This is a genomic window from Mucilaginibacter sp. HD30, from assembly GCF_054061755.1.
The window spans coordinates 3,875,538-3,893,617 of the sequence record NZ_JBSSEO010000001.1 but is presented as its reverse complement, the minus strand read 5'-3'; the positions used below and the strand labels follow the sequence as shown (position 1 = coordinate 3,893,617).

Annotated in this window: 17 protein-coding genes; 3 read left to right on the top strand and 14 right to left on the bottom strand. The window is 41.9% G+C overall.

Annotation, left to right across the window (positions count from 1 at the left end):
- Positions 1-42 precede the first annotated feature (42 nt).
- Together ACVW2L_RS18450 and ACVW2L_RS18445 are read right to left on the bottom strand one after the other, a co-directional pair.
- Entirely contained in the window at positions 43-258 is a 216-nt protein-coding gene (locus tag ACVW2L_RS18450; protein ID WP_457129421.1) for a DUF2442 domain-containing protein, read from the bottom strand.
- 54 nt (positions 259-312) lie between these two features.
- Positions 313-1,038 carry a YebC/PmpR family DNA-binding transcriptional regulator gene (locus ACVW2L_RS18445; RefSeq protein WP_457129420.1) on the bottom strand — a complete coding sequence of 242 codons (726 nt, stop codon included), beginning with the start codon at positions 1,036-1,038 and terminating at the stop codon, positions 313-315.
- A gap of 225 nt (positions 1,039-1,263) precedes the next feature.
- Here ACVW2L_RS18445 and ACVW2L_RS18440 point away from each other — a divergent pair, with 225 nt between their 5' ends.
- Positions 1,264-2,079 carry a hypothetical protein gene (locus ACVW2L_RS18440; protein WP_457129419.1) on the top strand — a complete coding sequence of 272 codons (816 nt, stop codon included), beginning with the start codon at positions 1,264-1,266 and terminating at the stop codon, positions 2,077-2,079.
- A 38-nt stretch (positions 2,080-2,117) separates the two neighbouring features.
- Here the strand turns inward: ACVW2L_RS18440 and ACVW2L_RS18435 are convergent, their stop codons facing one another.
- Genes ACVW2L_RS18435 through ACVW2L_RS18425 form a run of 3 tightly spaced genes read right to left on the bottom strand, consistent with a single transcriptional unit; the run spans position 2,118 to position 3,705 of the window.
- On the bottom strand, positions 2,118-2,438 hold the full coding sequence (locus ACVW2L_RS18435) for a type II toxin-antitoxin system PemK/MazF family toxin (protein WP_457129418.1): 321 nt from the start codon (positions 2,436-2,438) through the stop codon (positions 2,118-2,120).
- Positions 2,425-2,718, bottom strand: a complete 294-nt coding sequence (locus ACVW2L_RS18430; RefSeq protein ID WP_457129417.1) for a hypothetical protein — start codon at positions 2,716-2,718, stop codon at positions 2,425-2,427. Before ACVW2L_RS18430 ends, ACVW2L_RS18435 begins: the two co-directional genes overlap by 14 nt.
- A 42-nt stretch (positions 2,719-2,760) precedes the next feature.
- Complete coding sequence (locus tag ACVW2L_RS18425) at positions 2,761-3,705, bottom strand: NAD-dependent epimerase/dehydratase family protein (protein ID WP_457129416.1); 945 nt, start codon at positions 3,703-3,705, stop codon at positions 2,761-2,763.
- Positions 3,706-3,874: 169 nt separating this feature from the next.
- Between ACVW2L_RS18425 and ACVW2L_RS18420 the strand changes: the two genes are divergently transcribed.
- Positions 3,875-4,882 carry an aspartate-semialdehyde dehydrogenase gene (locus tag ACVW2L_RS18420; protein WP_457129415.1) on the top strand — a complete coding sequence of 336 codons (1,008 nt, stop codon included), beginning with the start codon at positions 3,875-3,877 and terminating at the stop codon, positions 4,880-4,882.
- Between the two features lie 309 nt (positions 4,883-5,191).
- On the opposite strand, the gene ahcY is transcribed toward ACVW2L_RS18420, so the two are convergent.
- The 4 genes from ahcY to ACVW2L_RS18400 form a co-directional block, all read right to left on the bottom strand.
- Positions 5,192-6,508 carry an adenosylhomocysteinase gene (ahcY, locus tag ACVW2L_RS18415; RefSeq protein ID WP_457129414.1) on the bottom strand — a complete coding sequence of 439 codons (1,317 nt, stop codon included), beginning with the start codon at positions 6,506-6,508 and terminating at the stop codon, positions 5,192-5,194.
- Between the two features lie 93 nt (positions 6,509-6,601).
- Entirely contained in the window at positions 6,602-6,958 is a 357-nt protein-coding gene (locus ACVW2L_RS18410; RefSeq protein WP_457129413.1) for a bactofilin family protein, read from the bottom strand.
- Positions 6,958-7,824 carry a M23 family metallopeptidase gene (locus ACVW2L_RS18405; protein ID WP_457129412.1) on the bottom strand — a complete coding sequence of 289 codons (867 nt, stop codon included), beginning with the start codon at positions 7,822-7,824 and terminating at the stop codon, positions 6,958-6,960. The genes ACVW2L_RS18410 and ACVW2L_RS18405 overlap by 1 nt, the downstream gene beginning before the upstream one ends.
- Before the next feature lie 135 nt (positions 7,825-7,959).
- On the bottom strand, positions 7,960-8,415 hold the full coding sequence (locus tag ACVW2L_RS18400; RefSeq protein WP_457129411.1) for a DUF4920 domain-containing protein: 456 nt from the start codon (positions 8,413-8,415) through the stop codon (positions 7,960-7,962).
- Between the two features lie 134 nt (positions 8,416-8,549).
- Here ACVW2L_RS18400 and ACVW2L_RS18395 point away from each other — a divergent pair, with 134 nt between their 5' ends.
- Entirely contained in the window at positions 8,550-9,128 is a 579-nt protein-coding gene (locus ACVW2L_RS18395; RefSeq protein WP_457129410.1) for a DUF4142 domain-containing protein, read from the top strand.
- Positions 9,129-9,446: 318 nt separating this feature from the next.
- Here ACVW2L_RS18395 and ACVW2L_RS18390 read toward each other — a convergent pair whose 3' ends face one another.
- The 5 genes from ACVW2L_RS18390 to ACVW2L_RS18370 all read right to left on the bottom strand — a co-directional run bounded on the left by ACVW2L_RS18390 (position 9,447) and on the right by ACVW2L_RS18370 (position 18,028).
- Positions 9,447-11,678 carry a tetratricopeptide repeat protein gene (locus ACVW2L_RS18390; protein WP_457129409.1) on the bottom strand — a complete coding sequence of 744 codons (2,232 nt, stop codon included), beginning with the start codon at positions 11,676-11,678 and terminating at the stop codon, positions 9,447-9,449.
- Between the two features lie 123 nt (positions 11,679-11,801).
- Positions 11,802-12,617 (bottom strand): MBL fold metallo-hydrolase, encoded by an 816-nt coding sequence (locus ACVW2L_RS18385; protein ID WP_457129408.1) that lies wholly within the window; start codon positions 12,615-12,617, stop codon positions 11,802-11,804.
- 100 nt (positions 12,618-12,717) lie between these two features.
- Positions 12,718-15,630, bottom strand: a complete 2,913-nt coding sequence (locus ACVW2L_RS18380; RefSeq protein ID WP_457129407.1) for an outer membrane beta-barrel protein — start codon at positions 15,628-15,630, stop codon at positions 12,718-12,720.
- A 30-nt stretch (positions 15,631-15,660) separates the two neighbouring features.
- Positions 15,661-16,650, bottom strand: coding sequence for a hypothetical protein (locus ACVW2L_RS18375; RefSeq protein ID WP_457129406.1), 990 nt, complete (start codon positions 16,648-16,650; stop codon positions 15,661-15,663).
- A gap of 196 nt (positions 16,651-16,846) precedes the next feature.
- The gene (locus ACVW2L_RS18370; RefSeq protein ID WP_457129405.1) at positions 16,847-18,028 is read right to left on the bottom strand and encodes a sensor histidine kinase; all 1,182 of its coding nucleotides are present in this window, start codon (positions 18,026-18,028) and stop codon (positions 16,847-16,849) included.
- Positions 18,029-18,080 lie beyond the last annotated feature (52 nt).

The window sequence follows — 18,080 nt, the reverse complement described above, 5'->3', positions numbered from 1 at the left end:
ATGGAGACACTCTGGTCTCCTGATTATTGTATCCTGACTCTATTAAAAAGCTACATCAATACCTAACTTATTAAATCGGAGGCCTTGATCGGTTTGTGCCCAATCTTCGCGTTCTTCTTCTGTAGCATTCAACAATTTCGGGAACCATTCCAATGGAAAAACCTGTTGTTTACCATCATCCTTTTCAACCAGCAGCAGGCCATCGCTAAAGGTAACTTTAACTTTCTTTTCTTGTCTGCGTGTGTTAAGTAGTGGCATGGACCTTGATTTTAGGATTAACTTGATAGGTACGAGACTCTATTCAACTAACGCTTACTCCGCCATATTATGATAAACTGCCTGCACATCGTCGTCCTCTTCCAGTCTGTCTATCAGTTTTAATACATCAGCAACCTGTTCTTCAGTTACCTCATGGAAAGATTGCGGTACACGTTCCAGCTTGGCCGATTTAGGTTCGATACCTAAGGCCTCTAAGCCTTTTTGCATCTTGCCAAAGTCTTCAAATGCTGTATGGATAACTGCTATGTCATTTCCTTCTTCGTCTGCTTCAACAAAAAGGTCTTCTAATCCGGCATCTATCAATTCAAACTCCAACTCCTCCAGGTCACGGTCGCCCGGCTCAAAATTAAATACCGCTTTGCGGGTGAATATAAAATCCAAAGACCCGGTTTTACCCAGCGCGCCACCGGTTTTAGTAAAATAGCTGCGCACGTTGGCAACAGTACGATTGGTATTGTCGGTAGCTGTTTCAACCAACACGGCAACGCCATGTGGGGCGTAACCCTCGTAAACCAGTTCCTCGTAATCTTTCTCATCACGGCTAACGGCACGTTTAATAGCTGCCTCTACCCTGTCTTTCGGCATATTAACGGCCTTAGCATTTTGCACGGCCGTGCGTAAGCGCGAGTTAGTGTTAACATCGCCGCCACCTGCCTTAACGGCCATTACTATTTCTTTACCTAAACGGGTAAACTGAATGGCCATTTTGGCCCAACGCTTAAATTTTCTCTCTTTACGGAATTCAAATGCTCTTCCCATATTTTATTACTGAATGGTCCATGGTTTATAGGTCATGGAAACTGGGGTTAAAGATAGCAGGTTTCTTTTAAATTTTTGAAAGGCCTTATACATCCGTTAATTATTGGATCAAGTTGCCCTTATATACCATTGCTAACATATCAGTTAGCCCCATGGTTTTTGAAATACTTATTTACATTTGCCAAAACACCCAATTATACTAAAGCTTAGTGTATGAATTTTTCTATGAGAACAAGCATCCAAGGCGTGCTATTGCAAGCATGTATAATATTAGTCGCGACATTACTGGCCACTGCTCAAACACCAACTGCTAACCCTGCTGTGCCTGATTGGGCCTTGCCTGCCAGTGCAACGCATAAACAAATATCGCCTCCTGCTGATTTTCATCGCGATGCAAAAACAATAATGACACCTATCGGCATATTTGATGGGCAAAGCGATGTTGGTGCGGCTATTATTCCCGGTAGTTCAAGTTATGAGAGTGCCACAAAGAAATATACCATTACATCTGCCGGTTACAACATCTGGTATGTTAGAGATGAGTTTAGGTATTTGTGGAAGAAGGTATCTGGCGATGTATCGATGGCAGCAGACATCATGTATCCGGATCCGGCTGGCTATGGCGATCGAAAAGCCTGTATTGTTATTCGCCAGAGTTTAGATGATGATGCCAAGCAAGTAGTTGTGGCATTGCATGGTGAGGGAATGATACAATTAGCTTGGCGACCGGAGAAAGGGGTGCGCGTTAGAGATTTTGAATATCGTGTAACCAGTCGTGGGGCATTGCCCGGCGGCAAATCTATGGATGAAGGCATTATTGCTCATGCGCAACGAATAGGCATTGAAAAGCGTGGCGATAAGTTTGCACTTTTTGTAAGCATATTTGGCGAACCGATGACCCAATACGGCACACCTATAGAATTAAAATTGGATAGACCTTTTTATATTGGAATAGGTATGTGTTCGCACGTGCCGGACAAGGCGGATACAGCGGTTTTATCAAACGTTGTTTTTGTTAATAGCGCGGGAAAGGTGAAGTAAAAAAATGGAATTGATCTTTAATAGCAGAGGTAATTGTATCAAGGAATCTGAAGGAACTGTTTTAAACTGTTATCAAGGTCATTTAGCTCAATATTGGTCAGCGTTCCTAAAAACCCACGCGCTAAAGCAATATTTAAAGTAGCAATTTTGCTGGTACGTAGAAGCGATAATTTCTTAAGCCCATTTGTACTCGTTGGATTTAGAATAAGATCAGTTGATTCGTGCCATTGCATTTGGCTGGTTATGAAACAGACTGTTAAATCACTTCCGGTTTCAGCAAGTATTACAGCGGGTCGTAGTTTAGTGCCACTTAAATCTGTGAAAGGAAAGGTAATTAACAAGATATCACCTTTTCCCATAAACTTCCTTTAGATCGCTTTCAGTATAAAGTTCTTCTTCATCCTTCAAAAAATCAAAAGCAGAGTTTGAGGCCATACTTTGCACGTTCTCGTTAAATGTCAATTCATCCATTTGAACAATAAGCTCCTCTCGCATTTGCTTTAACCTTGCATGCATTGCTACAAGTTTATTTTCGCTTTCGATTAATAGGTCAGCAAATTCTGCAATTTTAGTAGCTTCATCTTCCGGAAGCTGATTGATTACATCAATTGTATGTTCAATAATTGCTTGCTTCGTCATAATCAAATATACTAAAAATGTATAATCTATAAAAGCTACTCGTCACCCCTTCAAATTCTCCAGCATATCCTTTGTCATTTCCCTCAAATCGTATTTAATCTTCCAGTCCCAGTCCTCCTGCGCTTTCGTGTCATCAATTGATTTTGGCCAGCTATCAGCAATGGCCTGGCGGGGATCACTGCCTGCATAAGTTATTTCAAAGCCCGGCAAGTGTTTTTTTATTTCTTCGGATAACTGCTCCGGTGTAAAGCTGATGCCCGCCAGATTATAGGATGAGCGGATGCTGAGTTTATAAGCCGGGGCGTCCATCAGCTCAAGCGTGGCGCGTATGGCATCGTCCATATACATCATAGGCAAAGCCGTTTCTGCCGATAAAAAGCTTTCGTACCTGTTGTTTGCTAAAGCTTCATGGAAAATGTTTACGGCATAATCCGTTGTTCCGCCACCCGGATCGCTGCGCCAGCCTATCAAACCCGGATAACGCAGACTGCGCACATCTAAACCATGCTTAAGGTAATAGTATTCGCACCAGCGCTCACCGGCCAATTTGCTAAAGCCGTAAACGGTATTGGGATCCATCACACAAAACTGAGGCGTATTTTCGCGTGGAGAATGCGGACCGAATACCGCTATTGAGCTTGGCCAGAACACCTTTTTGGTTTTATACTTCACAGCCAGATCAAGCACATTAAGCAGCCCGGTCATGTTAAGGTCCCAGGCCATTTTTGGGTGTTTTTCGCCGGTGGCGGATAAAATGGCAGCCAGGAGATAAACCTGGGTGGGTTGTTGCTTTTCAAAAACCGCCTCAAGCACTATCTTATCTAAAACGTTTATAAGTTCAAAAGGACCGCCTTTAATTAGCGGATGATCAGAAAGATGTATATCTGATGCAATTACCGCCCCGGCACCATACCTGTTACGCAGGTTAAGTACCAGTTCTGTACCAATTTGGCCGTTAGAGCCTATCACTAATATCTTTTCGCTCATAGCTAATGCGGATGTTTTGCAAAGGTAAGAATTTGCCTGCAATAGCATCCTTTTGAGGCAGATACAAGCAAAATATAAGCCATCATTTACAATAAATTTACGGCTCTAAACAAAAAAATACGATATTTGCCCTTCGCAATAAATTATTAATTAACAAATTAAAAAAACAATGAAGATCGCAGTTGTAGGTGCCACAGGCTTGGTGGGCACTAAAATGTTGCAGGTTCTTGAAGAACGCAACTTTCCGGTAACAGAATTAATTCCCGTTGCTTCCGAAAAAAGTATTGGTAAAGAAATAACTTTTAAGGGTAAGCAGTTTAAGGTGGTTTCTGTTGAGGATGCGATAAAGCAGAAGCCCGAAATTGCCTTATTCTCGGCAGGAGGCAGCACCTCATTGGCGCAAGCGCCGCTTTTTGCAGCAGCAGGCATTACTGTTATTGATAACTCATCTGCATGGCGCATGGATCCTACCAAAAAACTGGTAGTGCCCGAAGTAAATGCTAATGTTCTTACTGCCGAAGACAAAATCATAGCCAACCCAAATTGCTCAACCATACAAATGGTGGTAGCTTTAAAACCATTGCACGATAAATACAAAATTAAACGCGTTGTGGTATCAACTTACCAATCAGTAACAGGTACCGGCGTTAAAGCGGTTGACCAGTTAATGAACGAACGTAATGGTGTTGAAGGCCCTATGGCTTATCCGTATAAAATAGACTTGAATGTATTGCCTCATATTGATGTGTTTACCGAAAACGGATACACCAAAGAGGAAATGAAAATGGTTAAAGAGACCAATAAAATTATGGGTGACGACAGCATACGCGTAACTGCAACTACTGTGCGTATCCCGGTTATGGGTGGTCACTCTGAGTCTGTGAATATTGAATTTGCAAATGATTTTGATCTTACAGAATTGCGTGAGCTGTTAAGCAAAGCACCTGGTGTTATAGTTACTGATGATGTAGCTAATTTGAAATACCCTATGCCGCTTGACGCGCATGATAAGGACGAGGTTTTTGTAGGCCGTATTCGCCGGGACGAGAGCCAGCCTAATACTTTAAATTGCTGGATAGTAAGCGACAACCTGCGTAAAGGTGCCGCTACCAACGCTGTGCAAATTGCCGAATATTTGGTGGCTAACCATTTGGTAGGGCAGGCTGTAAAAGCTTAGTTGATAGACCTTGTGATTAGGGGATAGGGGTTAGTTCTCTGTTCTATAAAAGAAGCCGCGTTATAAGTTAATTATACGCGGCTTTTTTATTTAAAGATAATTTTGAGCTTCTGGCTTGATAGCGTTTTTTACCAATACAACTGGCATGCTGGGTGTGGTTACGTATGAGTTTCCACTATGTACTGATTTCAAAATTATAAACCAGTTGAGCCTACCTTTCTGTTTTGTGTTCCAATTTTCAAAACAAAAAAGGCCTGATCTCATCGACCTGGCCTTTTGCTTTATACTTTTACCTTTCGGCTCAATAACTTAATAACGGTAGTAATCCGCCTTAAACGGACCATCAACTGTTACGCCAATGTAGTCTGCCTGGTCTTGATCTAACACTTCCAGCTCAACACCAATTTTGGCCAGGTGTAGTCGGGCAACTTTCTCGTCAAGATGTTTAGGCAGGGTGTATACTTTGTTTTCGTAAGCACCGGCGTTGGTCCAAAGCTCTAATTGAGCCAATGTTTGGTTGGTAAATGAGTTACTCATTACAAAGCTTGGGTGCCCTGTGGCGCAACCTAAGTTTACCAAACGGCCTTCGGCTAAAACAATAACGTCTTTACCGTCAATAGTATATTTATCAACCTGTGGTTTAATTTCAATTTTCTTATCACCATAAGCGCTGTTTAACCAGGCCATGTCAATCTCGTTATCAAAGTGGCCGATGTTACAAACAATAGCCTTGTCTTTCAACGCGCGGAAATGCTCTTCGCGAACGATGTTTTTGTTACCTGTAGCGGTAACTACAATATCAGCCTCGGCAATGGCAGTGCTTAATTTTTTAACCTCAAAACCTTCCATAGCTGCCTGCAAAGCGCAGATAGGGTCAATTTCTGTTACAATAACACGCACACCAGCGTTGCGTAATGAATCTGCAGAACCTTTACCCACATCGCCATAACCGCAAACAACACCCACTTTACCGGCCATCATCACATCAGTTGCACGACGGATAGCGTCAACCAACGATTCGCGGCAGCCATATTTGTTATCAAATTTTGATTTGGTAACTGAGTCGTTAATGTTGATAGCGGGCATTGGTAAAGTACCGGCTTTAACGCGCTCATATAAGCGGTGTACACCTGTAGTAGTTTCTTCAGATATACCATTAACACCGGCAACCAATTCAGGATAACGATCTAAAACCATGTTAGTTAGGTCGCCACCGTCATCTAATATCATGTTTAACGGTTTGCGGTCCTCGCCAAAGAACAGTGTTTGCTCAATGCACCAGTCAAATTCCTGCTCATTCAGGCCCTTCCAGGCATAAACAGAAATGCCGGCAGCAGCAATAGCAGCGGCGGCATGATCCTGAGTTGAAAATATATTACATGACGACCAGGTAACCTCTGCACCCAGTTCAACAAGTGTTTCAATTAATACAGCGGTTTGTATCGTCATGTGCAGGCAACCTGCAATGCGCGCACCTGCTAATGGTTTTGATGCACCAAATTCCTGGCGAAGCGACATTAAGCCCGGCATTTCTGCTTCGGCTAATTCAATCTCCTTGCGGCCCCATTCGGCCAGCGACAAGTCTTTAACTTTGTATTGGGTGTAAGCGGTCTCTACTGATGACATAGCGTTTCAATTTTTTTGAAATGCAAAAATACAGTATTCCCTTGTGAAAGTAAAATGCTTTAACTCAGCGCTCGTCAGCGTCTGGCAATATTATCAGGCGTTCATTATTAAACGCCCGTTGTAAACCCCACCCGTTTCAACAGACAGGGCCTTTGTGGTAATATCGCCGGTTACTTTGCCTGTGGCAGCTATCTCAATGGCGCTTACTGTGATATTGCCGTTAACGGTGCCGTGCACTACCATTTCTTTGGTGTTAACATGGCCGTCAATACAGCCCTGTTTGCCTAAAATAAGGCCGTCGGTAATTTCTACATTACCTTTTATGTGGCCATCAATACGGGCAAAGGCTTTGGCTTGCAAACTACCGTCAACCACCGATCCTTCGCTTATTAATGTAGTAATAGACTGGCCATAAATGCCCTGTTTATTCTTCTTGTCCAAAAAACTCATTAGTTATTGAGCGTTAAAAACTTTGTTGGGTTTACGGGTTTGCCGTTTTGTCTAACTTCGTAATGCAGGTGCGCACCTGTTGACCGGCCCGTTGAACCAACTTGACCCACCTTATCGCCAACGCTTACCTTTTGGCCAATTTTTACCGTAATGCGCGACAGGTGACCATAAACAGTCTCGAAACCATTATTATGTTTAACACGTACACAGTTACCGTAACCACCTGCCCAGCCTGCAGAAACAACCCTGCCATTGGCGGTGCATTTTACGGCATCGCCATAACTTCCTTTAAAATCTATACCGGGATGATACTCGGCCCTTGAACTGCTAAACGGATCATTGCGGTAACCAAAGCGGGACGTTAACGAGCTTATCCGCGGATATCCCATTGGAGTGAAAGCCACGGCGGTTACTACACTGTTTAAATAATTATCGTAGGCCATATAAACGTCTTTATCGGATAGATCAGCGTCGCTATTGCCTTTACCGCCAACTGATGCTGTAGAGAATCCTTTAAGGCCCCGCTTTCTTAAGTAATCGTTTATCTTTTTCAGTTTACCCTCAATGGCTTGTACATAAGTTTGCGCCTGATGGTCATCTTCTGTAAGTTTAATGCTTTCGGGTATCTGGCCCTTAAGGTTTTTTATCTGCGAAAGCAATAGTTGCTTTTCTAACTCGTGGCGGGTATTGCTTTGCCGCTGTACAACAATGGTAAGCACAAGTAATGCTAAAACACTAAACATACCCAAGGTATAATACTTAAAACGATAGATGTGCTTTGTTTTAATTTGCAGTGTTTTTGTACCTGCTTCGCTTTTATTTAAAATGATGACGGTGCTGATGTCGTGGGGGTCTAACTTCTTCAATCTTAAATCATTTAGGGTTTGCAAGTTATAAAAACCCTTCCAATAATCAAGGCAAAAATTGTTAAAAATGTGCCGTATACCTGGCTGGTCGGTTACGGCTTTTAACGGGTCGCACATCCCCTTGCCATTAAACGGTTATTTGTAAACCATAAGGCCGCTTACTTCAAAAGTAAGCGCAAGGGGCTTTCCTTTATACACAATGTCCTTGTCAACGGCCGTATTGCCGCCAAAGCGTTGACCATTTGTAGAGTCGACAAGCTTAACGGCTACCCCTTCGATAATTACAATCCTGCCTTTTAACGCCATAGGCAGTGTAACGTTATAATTTTTAAAGTGGGCCGAAATTACCTTGCCATCTCCGGCATCAAGTTTAAACCAACCACCTTTTTGCTTTGTTACGTTAATTACCCTACCCCTTAGGGTTGTATTGATGCGGATCTTCTTTCCCATCAAATCCATCGCTTTTGTTGATGCTACAATTATTGTGGTATCCGGCCTTTGGCCAAACACCATTCCATGCGGCAGCGGTGTTTGTTGGGCATAGGCGTTGCAGCTGAACAACATGGCGATAATAAAAACTACCACTTTCATTAATTTATAACAATACCGCAAGGCGTAGGTTTCCCTATGCTGTAACTTTCAGAAGAATCAAACCCCAGGGTTAAAAAACTTTCTCTGAAACATATTTATTTAATCGTTGTTTGTTGTAACAAACATACATCACTATGAAAAAGCTAAAAGTAATTTTAATGATCGCGTTAACAGCCTTTGCATTGCAGGCTTGTAACAGTACCGAGAAAGACAGTACAGAAACCGCTGACAGTTTAAACGCAGAGAAGGACACTTCAGTGGCAGGGCCGGGAATTGCGGTAGTTGAAGATGACGCCAAGTTTGTGGTTGATGCCGGCAATGGCGGTATGACAGAAGTTGAGCTTAGCAAGCTGGCACAACAAAAAGCAACTAACGCTAAAGCTAAGGAGTTTGCAGACATGATGGTTATGGACCATTCTAAAGCTAACGATGAGTTGAAGGCTTTGGCAAAGGCAAAAAATGTAACATTACCGGATTCTGTAAATGCCGACTCAAAAAAAATGTGGGATGAACTAAATGCTAAAACCGGAAAAGATTTTGACAAAGCGTACGTAAGCACTATGGTGAGCGAGCATAAAAAAACAGTTTCAATGTTTGAAAATGCCAGCAAAGATCTAAAGGATGCTGAATTAAAGGCCTTTGTTGATAAAACGTTGCCGGTATTAAAAGGCCACCTGGATAAAATAACGGCAATTAACGACGGTATTAAATAATCAAAAACGAACAAAAAACGGGTAAAAAGAGGTAAAAAAGTGGATTTTAACCCCTTTTTGTCTATTTTTTATATTTTTTTTGAAAAAAAATATAAAAAGTCTCTGTTAAGTGCGATGTAATTTTATACCTTTGTGATACTTATTACATCGGACTAAACCAATTTGTTCTTTATGAGGATAATAAGATCAGTTAATGGAAGGAGAAGGGTAGTAACTTCTCCTTTTTTTATTTCCTTTTTTCCCGTCGCCTAAGACCTGCTTCCCTCCATCAATTATAAATTTGTTAAAAAAGTTAGTTTTTAACTATTTTTTATAAAATTATAATGTTTTTTCCTTGTTTTTGGTCAAATTTTCTACGGTTGCAAGCGCAGCAAATAGCTTCTCGGGCTCTATGGGCTTTCTTAAAAAACCTGCAAAATAATTATAATGTTCTTTACGATGCTCGGCGGTTATGTCTGCTGTAAGGGCAAAAATGGGCGTCTTATAATTTGCATTTTTTTCCGTCGAAATTTCGCGGGCAGCTTCAAAGCCATCCATTTCGGGCATATGTATATCCATCAAAATAAAATCAAACCTATTGTCTCTTGATTTTACCAATGCCTCAAGGCCATTTTTTGCGTGTTCTGTACGGATCTTCCAGTTGCCTAACAGCCTTGTTATTACCATGGCATTTATCAAATTGTCTTCGGCAAGCAAAACTGTTTTTCCGCTTAAATCGTTAGAGTATGTGATGCTTTTCTTGCCGGGAGCAGCGGATGGCTTAAGTATAAGATCAAAATAGAATGTTGACCCCTTGCCTTCTGTACTTTCTACTTTAACAGTACTGTTATGCAGCGTTACCAATTTTTTTACAATGGCCAGCCCCAACCCGGAGCCGCCATGCTTTTTCTTAGTTATAGAATGGGGCTGCGTAAATGCATCAAAAATGCTTTGCTGGTTTTTGGCACTAATGCCTATGCCCGTATCAATAACTTTTAAACGCAATAGGTGGCCATTGGTCAAAGTATCTATTTTTTCAACATCTATCTGAACGCTGCCTGTTTGTGTAAACTTTATAGCGTTTGTAACAAGGTTTCCCAAAATTTGCGAAAACTTTGTTTCATCGAGCTCATAAGCAGAAGCCACCCCTTCACCAACTTTCAATTGCAGCAATACACCCTTCTCTGAGGCAAGGCTTACGTATGTTTTTCTTATATTTTCAAGAAGGTTGAAAAAATCACATGGAGCAGGTTCAAGGCTTGCTTTGCCCGCTTCCAACTTGGTAAAATCTAATATATCATTGATCAGCAGCAATAAATTGTTTGAGGCAAAGCGGAGCGAGTTAAGCAACTCCTGTTCCTCTTTCTCTACCCGGTCAGACAATAGCGAGGCTATAGTTATAACAGCGTTTAGCGGTGTTCTTATCTCGTGGCTCATGGTTGACAGGAACTCCTGTTTTACCAACGCCATCTGCTCAGCGTGGTTCTTTTTTTCAATGATCTCGGCTCTTTCCAATTGCATCTGGGCCTCTTTTTTAAGGCGATCCATTTCTGCAATCAACTCATAATTCTCAATTAACTTGAGCGTTTGATTGTTAATTACCGTATCCCTTTCTTTAAAATACAATTCAAGATAGCGCAATGCATTTTCGGTATCACCTACCTGCTTATTTATCTGGTAATATAAATAGTAGCATTTAAACCTTACCATCACCAAATGATACTCTGTGCTTAGTTTTAGTGTATCCTCTAAAACTTGCTTAGCTTTTTCAAACTGCTGCGTTTTAACATATAAAATAGCCAACCTGTGCAAGGCCATTCCCAGGCCCAAAACCTCTCGTACTTCCTGATGGATCTTTATGGCTTCGTTAATATCGACTTCGGCTGTTTTATATTTTTTTCTTGCGATAGCTATCTTACCTCTTCCGTAAAGCGCAAAGGCCATGCCCCGTGTATCGCCCGTTTTTAATTTGATGGCAATAGATTGCTCAATAAGCGCGGTAGCCTTTTGTATGTTTTTTTGTTTAAGATAGATGCTTGCCAGCGGGTTGTAGGCATTGGCTTCCTGATTAAGATCGCCGGCCAGTTTTGATTCTGCAATAGCTTCCTCATAGGTTCTAATGGCATTTTTGGGGTCGCCAAAATAATCATAAATGGTGCCTAATGCCTTTAGTGTGCGCGCCAGGTTTTGGTGATCATTATTTTTACGATAAATATTAACGCAATCTGTAAGGTAGGCCATACCCAGGTAGTAGTTATCGGTTTTATAATATACACTACCTAAGTTGTATTTAGCACTTGCCGCTCCCAACTCATCTTTTAATTCTTCAAAATAGGCCAACGCTTCTTTGGACATACTGATGGCCGAGTCGTACTCGCCCTGGATCATTAAAAAAAGAGCATATTGGCTAAGGCTTTTTGCAATGAGCGCATCATCACCCAGATCGCGACTTATGGACAATGCTTTATTTGCCAGCTCCACACTTAACGTCAAATTACTTGAACGGCAGGCATAGCCTTCATCTAATAAGCTAACCACCTGGGCCTTACTATCCTGTAAAGATGGGTTCATAGTTATAATACGGTTAGGTACACAAACGGTTGCCTTTTTTAAAGTTAATATAAAAATGCATTACTCGTTGTTAATGCTTTAGGGTTTTTAGGAGTAACCCGCTTCAAAAAAGGAACTGAACGCTTAAAATAAACTGGACTGCAAATTTAACACCGGGCTATTTATTGGATGCGAGCCCGTAACTTGGTACAAGGCCGTTTCTGCATATCGCGAAGCAACAATTACCTCTGTTTCGCCGGCGCATTTTTTAAAAAGCGTAAGGGCAAGGTCTGGGCAGTTATTATCTTTTGAAAGGTGCGACAGAAAGAGATGGGTCATAAAACCCGGACGATATGCTTCAAAAAGAGCAAGTGCCTGCGCGTTTGATAAATGCCCCTTTCCGCCCCTGATGCGACGTTTTAAATGATAAGGATATCCACCTCGCTCCAGCATATCCTCGTCATAATTAGCCTCGAGAAAAGCAGCATGGCATTGCTGAAATTGAGCGATTAGGTTTTGGCATACCACACCCAGATCAGTAAACACACCTACTTTTAAATCTCCACAAGCTACCGTAAAGCTATGGGGCTCGGCGGCATCGTGCATTTTGTTGAACGGGGTAATCCAAAACGAACCAATACTTACCGGTACATCTGCAAAAAAAGGCCTTAATAAACCCTCTGCAATTTGCAAACCCGAATGCAGAAGGGTGAGTGGCGTTATGTAAACCGGCAAATTGTATTTTTTTGAAAGGACCGCCAGGCCGCGTATATGGTCGCTGTGCTCATGCGATATAAAGACAGCCCGCACCTTGCGTAAAGATAGCCCAAGCCTCGCCATACGCGTTTCTGTTTCGCGGCAAGATATGCCTGCATCTATAAGTACGGCGTCGTGCTCATTGCCAACGTAATAACAATTACCATTACTCCCGGAATTTAATGAGGCTACAAACAAAGACATGTTACAAAGAAACCCGTTTTTAATTAGTTAAACAATAGGCATAAAAAAACCGGGCATTGTATTGCTACAGCTGCCCGGCGTATTGTTTAATCAATTGTTTTTAGTACATAAAGCTACCATCGCCACGGCGTAGTAAATTACGGCCGTCTCTTTGCGCCCTGCCGCTCCATTTTTGTAGGTTAAGCGTAAAGCCCACCATAAAGTAACGGCTAAGCAGGTTTGAACGGGTGTCAGTATAACCGGTATTATTAGCGTTAAAGGCTCTGGTTACAAAGTTGTTTTGATTGAAAATATCAAACATGGAAATCCTTAAGATACCGTTGCGCTTTGCAAACATTTGCTTTTCAAGAAATGCATTTACCACAAATGGATTCTTAGCGGTGTTATTAGCAATACCAGTGACATAGTTTTTACTTAGGTCATACTCAAGTGTCCAACTTCTATCTTTACCGAAATAAAAACGGCCTTCTAAATTGGCGCTTACGCGTGTTATGTTACTGTTAGCATCAGAATTTAAGCTATTGAACGCTCTTTGTAATCTATGAGACACATACGGGTTTATCTCAATCATATCGTTAGGGTTTATTCTTGGTCCAAAACTTTCTGTGAAATTATATGTCGCTACTGTTTGCAACTGACCTGCGTTTAAGCCCAAAGTATAATCGTAAGAAGCTGTTCCGTTCATTTGGATCATGTACCTGCGGTCGCTGAAGCTTTTGGAAATATTGTAGTTACCTGATAAGCTTTTTCCCCCATTTATATTTACATAACGGGTTTCAGTAAAATTACCTCTCGGGTCAGTTAAATCAACCCTTGTATCACTAACTATCTGGTTGGTGTTTAAACTACCGTTGATAGTACCACTTAAGTTAAGTCTTGAATTAGAAAGGTAGTTACTGTAACGAATAGACATGGTATGCCTGAACGCGGGTTTAAGATCAGGATTACCATATGTTATACGCAGTGGCTGAGACTGATCTGGCACTGGCTGGATCTGATCAAACGTAGGTTCAGTTGGTGCGCCGCTATAGTTAATAGCCAATTGCTGCTGACGCGACCACTGGTATTGGAAGCGCAATAAAGGCACCAGGAAAAAATTATTACGTGAGATAGCGATATTGCCGCGGCTAACATTAGTGCCCGCTAAATGGGTTGGAATAGCCGTAGCTCCCAGAGACAAGTTAAATTTAGTTTTAACTAGCCGATAGTTTAACGCTGCGCGCATCTCTGTAAATGAATAGTTAAAAATGTTCGATGCAGCGTCAGATCTTACGTAAACTCCGGATGGGGTTATGTCATCAGTAAGGAGGGTGTTATCATAGCCCCTGTAGTTCATTTGTCCATTAAATTCTATTTGTGACGAAGGAGACAATGGTTCAACATAAGTTAAGCTTGTACGATAATTCTTTGTTAAGTTTTTGCGGCTTACCAGACGATCAATATTAGACCCTGTACCTGTACCGCTGGTTATGACTATATCCGTTTTCTGCGTATTGTCCTGGGTTTGATCGCTATTAGTTAAGTTAAACTGAATAGAAATATTCCTTCTGGGCTTTTTGAATATATATTGGTAAAAAGCTATCAACCCAAATTGTGGTGTGCTGTTAGTATTGCTCGTTATACTATTACTTGTTTGATTACGGAACCCTTTTTGTATCTGATCCTGAATGCTACTTGATGTAGAATTAGTTACGCTGAAACTGGGCGTAATTCTAAAAAAGTTAGAACTGTCAGGCGTAAATTCAAATTCAACACTCGCCCTGTGGGTTTTATTGTTGTTTAGGTTAGTACTATTTGTGGTTGAAAGCAAAGTATCGTTACGGAACACTCCGGATCCTCTTGGATCTTCCGTGCGGTAAGTATTGAACGCGCTGGTATTGTTAAGTACATTGGCGTCTGTGTAATTTACAACATAGCTACCCGTAACCTGTAATATTTTACTTATCTGGTCGCGATAATTTACTGACGCGTTGCCAGATACTGTATTACCGCCGCTGCCAGTGCTGCCACCGCCACCGCCAGCACCACCACCACCACCTTGACGACCTACAGTTGCTATGCCATTCAATGTATTTGATAGTGCTGCATTTACACCAATTTGCTGGTTGCCATTTATGCGTTGTGCAAATATGCGTTCTTCATGCCGCCCGTTAGGACCGGCATTGGCGCTTAGGCGCAGAATATTACCCACAGACCTGTCTGCACGGGTGGTTAAATTAAGTACTTTTTGGGCATCGCCATTTTTTATGCCGGTACGGCCGGCCTGGTCGCCGTAATCATCCACTACCTGAAATTTTTCTATAATATCAGCAGGTAATGATTGTATGGCCTGTGCTACATCACCGCCTGAATAATCTTTACCATTTAAGCGAGCCTTAGATACGGCTGTTCCGTTAAAGGTTAAAGATCCATCTGTTCCTACTTCAAAACCTTCTGCCTTTTTTAGCATCTCATCAACCGTAGCGTTAGCACGTACTTTATAATCGCTTGCGCGGTATTCAACTGTATCCGTTTTATAGGTTATAGCCGGCGTTCCATTAATAACAACCTCTTTCAGCAATTCATTTTCGCCAAACATCTCAATCGGGTCTAAAATAATCCGCTTTATCACATCGTTTTGAAGGTATTTACGGGTTATAGTTTTCATAGACATCGCCTTTACCGTTAGCACGAAAGTGGCAAGTTTTACATCCTTAAAAATAAATATGCCATCCTCGTTTGCAGCTGTCTGCATTGAGTCTTTATCAGATATAAGCTTTATGGTAGCGCCAATTATAGGATCGCCCTTTGTGTCTTTGATCAAACCGCTCACTTCGCGGGTAGGAAGTGGTTCGGGCAGGCCCGGGGTTACCGGTCTTACCGCAGCTGGTGTCGTAGCCGGTGTCGTAGTTGGCTGTGTAGCCGGTGTTACTGTTGCAGGCGGCGTAGCCGGAGTAACCGGTGTTACCGGCTGCTGAGCAAACACGCTGCATGACAAAAATAGAGCAACAGCTATTAGTAATAGTTTTTTCATTGTTGGGTTTGTTAAATAGGTTAGGGGTTTTTATTTTTTTGCCAGCGTATATTTACCCCAAAAATCACTCGGGCTTATCATTTCCTGAAAATTGAAGTTTCCACCGCCGCGGAAGCCGCCGCCGCCGGTACCGGCAAAGCCGCCGCCGCCATTCATACGCACTGCAGTTACTGTACGTACACCGCCGCCAGCACCACCGGGATCTGCGCCGCCGCCGCCTAAACCGCCGCCGCCCATCATATCAATGTTTGGTAGGTTTGGTATCTGTAATCCGTTTAGTTTTACGTTATAAGCCAGTTCATTAGTACTGCCGGGTTCAAGCCCCATCAATTTTAATGGTATAGCTACTTCATATAAAAAGTTGCCCTTATCGTCGTAATTGGCCATAGTTTTTAAGCCATGCTCGTTATACAACGATATCAGCGAATCCGGGATATCCTTAAAGCCTGAAACTTTTATTTCTTTATAAGTTAAAAGTGCCTTTTTACGTATGGCTATAGTTGCAGAGTCAAGTGGGTCACCCGGCGCTCCGCCGCCCATCATTGCGCGCATGCCACCGGCACCGCCTGCGCCGCCACCGCCACCTGGGCCGCCCATTACCATTATAGCACCACCGCCACCGGCAGGGCCGCCGCCTACAGGGCCACCAGCTCCGCGTCGCATGGTGATAGGTTCAATAACAGGGTAGGTAATTTTGTACGTATTTTCGGTTTTCTTTTTACCCTCGGTATTAATAGCTATAGTTATGGCGCCAGCAACTATCTTATTATTGTTCATCGCATCGGTTGACTTGATGGCCAGATAGATGTTTTTAGCATCGTTAGATATGGTATAATAAAGCTTGGTTGCTTTATTATATGCTTGAAAGCTGTCATTCCATTCAACAAGTTTGCCATCGGCTTTAACACCAGCTGGTGCCCAAAGGCTAACTTCCTGCACATCCTTCAGCTTTTTGTCTTGCGCAAGCGCTACCGCGAAGGTTAGTGCGAGCAAAGTGGTTATTGTGAGTTTCTTTTTCATTTTCGCTATATATGGTTATTACCGTGCTTTTTAAGACACGTACAAGAATAAGGAGTATTTATGGTTGCCTAAAATAAAGTATACAAGGTTTATGAATGTTGCGACAATATGGCTAATTGATGCGACGACAATATTAACCAAACGTTTTTATAACTAATTAGTTAGTGCTGTAAATTTATAGTTACCAACTTATTTGTTACTCGGTTAGGTAAATGGTTAGGTCTACCATAAACTTATCCGGTGTATTAGATATGGTGAGTTCATGCTTATCTGGATACAAAATGGCCAACCGCCTGCGCACATTGGCAATACCTATACCAGAGCTGCTATCTTTTGAATCATCAGCAGGACCAACATCATTGGTAACGTTGAAATGCATAAGGCGTGTAGTCTCGTTAACCGACAAACTAATGTCTATCATAGCCGTTTCTAATGTTCCGGTACCATGTTTAAAGGCATTTTCAACAAAAGGTATCAGCAGCATGGGTTCAATAGCGTAAAAGTCAACATTGCCATCCACATTAATATTTGTTTTTACGGCATCCCTAAAGCGCAGCATTTGCAGGCTTATATAGCTCTTTATATATTCCAACTCCTTGCCTAAGGTTACCCGCGAATCATCGCTTTCATATAACATATAACGCATTAGTTGAGAGAGGCTTACAATTGCCGGCTCCAGCGAATCAGACTTTTTACGGGCAAGTGCCACCAAATTGTTCAATACGTTGAATATAAAGTGAGGGCTTATCTGTGAGCGTAAAAACGTTAATTCTGATTTAAGATGGGCCGTTTCGCGCTCTTTTAACAGCTGTTGTTTAGCTCGGTTATCGAAAATAATTCTATAACAAACACTTAATAAGATGGCTACCATTGGCGATAAAAGGAACCAGTATTGATTACCTCTACGAGGCCCGAAAGGTTCATTACCTTTACGTGGCTCAAACGACCGAATGTGGTTAACTGTATCTGCTATCTGATTAGAAAACTTTGGCGCTTGTCCCCGGGGGCCAAATGCGTTAAGTGTATCGCTTATTGGCCGTCTCCATTGCCTCATGGGCATACCTTCAAATGGGTTTTGCCTCAAATAAGTCCAATACAAACAATAAGTGCCCAACAATGCTATAAGCGCGCCAATATACCAAGCCGTTTTCTTGTTAAGTAAAGGATAAATAGCATAAGTGTGTATGTAAAATATACTTAGCAATATGAAGTTATAGATCATTTGATCTATCAATATCTTGTGCTGTATACCAGCCGGAAGGCTGTTAAAAAAATAATTATTCTCGTCGCGCCTTAAAAAAGGCATGCCTAACAATAAAAACCAAATTAATAATGGCAGTATAAACTGAACCCATTTCCAATTGATAGAATTTTTCATGCTACAAATAAAAACATAAAAAAAGCTGCTGTAACATTTATGAGATAAGACG